This window comes from Neisseria sp. 27098_8_112, assembly GCF_041433235.1.
Lineage (GTDB): Bacteria > Pseudomonadota > Gammaproteobacteria > Burkholderiales > Neisseriaceae > Neisseria.
Genome location: NZ_JAPWBB010000040.1, coordinates 1 through 1,491 on the forward strand (window position 1 = coordinate 1; position 1,491 = coordinate 1,491).

Below are 1,491 nucleotides of genomic sequence, written 5' to 3' on the forward strand. Positions count from 1 at the left end.
GAGCAGTCGCCTAGAATGCGGCTGCTGTCGGTATCGCTGTTGGAGGGTTTGCCCGCCTTCGGCGAAACGGTCCGGGTCGGCAGTCCGCTGGTCCGCTATGAATACAACGGCAGTGGCGACCTGATCCGCGTCATCGGCTGCGACGGCAACGTCAAACGCAGCTTCGGCTATAAGAACAATCTGATGGTGTCGCATACGGATGCGGCCGGATTGGTATCGGAATACGAATACGACCATTACACCCCGACCGGCAAGGTGTTGCGCAACTGGACGTCTTTGGGCGAGGAATGGCGCTTTACCTATCACGACGGTTATACCGAGGTAACCGACGTATTGGGCCGTACCGAGCAATATCATTATGATTACAACAATGAGTTGACCAAACGGGTGTTTGCCGACGGCAGCACCAACCTGATGGAACGCGACGACTTGGGCCGACTGCTCAGCCATACCGATGCAATGGGACGCGTTACCCGTTATCAGTACAGCAACGAAGGCCAGGTAGAAAGCATTATCCGTCCGGACGGCGTCATCCTGCATTTCGACTATGACGACAACTACCGTCTGATCCGTAAAAGCGATGCCGAAAGCCGTTACCACGGCTATACCTATGACGAAGCGGGCAACCTGCTGACCCATACCGACCCGCTGAAACACATCACCCGTTTCGAATATGCCGGCAACGGTCTGTTGCTGTCGGTAACCGATCCGAACGGCAGCAGTACCGCATACCACTATAACGAAAACTGCCAGCCCGACCGGATTACCGACTGCTCGGGTTACGAAACCAAACTCTCTTACACCCCCGAAGGACAGTTGGCGCGTATTACCGATGCGCTGGGACAGCACACCGAATACCACTACGATGCCAATCAAAACCTCACCCTCGCCCTCTATCCAGACGGCAGCAAAGAGACCTTCGGCTACGATGCCGCAGGTCGTCTGAAAAACCATACCGACGGCGAAGGCCATACTACTGCCTACGAATACGGCCAAGACGGTTTGCCGACCCGACGCACCAATGCCTTGGGCCATACCTTCGGCTACCATTACGACAAAGCCCGCCGCCTAGTCGGCCTCACCAATGAAAACGGTGCGCGCTACCGCTTTGCCTACGACGTCCTCGACCGCCTGATTGCCGAAAGCGGTTTCGACCATAAACTGACCGGCTACCGCTACAACGCCGGCAACGAACTGGTCGAGCAGCGCGAATACGGCGACGACGCCTCCCTCGCCGCCAAACTGATGGTGCAGCTGGGCGGACAGCCCGTCCCCAAAAAAGAAGCCGCCCCGCTTTCAGACGGCCTCGACAGCCAAACCCCGCTGCGGATTACCGAGTTCAAACGCGATATATTGGGACGCTTAATCCATACCCTCGCCCGCGATAACGACAAGGTTCAGGAAACCGTTTACCAATACGACCCGGACGGCAACCTTGTCCGTGCCGCCAACAGCCACAGCATTACCTGCTTCGACTACAACGGCAACGGC

1 pseudogene is annotated in these 1,491 nt (G+C 57.1%); it reads left to right on the forward strand.

The annotated features are described in order from the left end of the window. A pseudogene (locus O3682_RS11675) lies at window positions 1-1,491 on the forward strand (RHS repeat family protein); the annotation flags it as partial.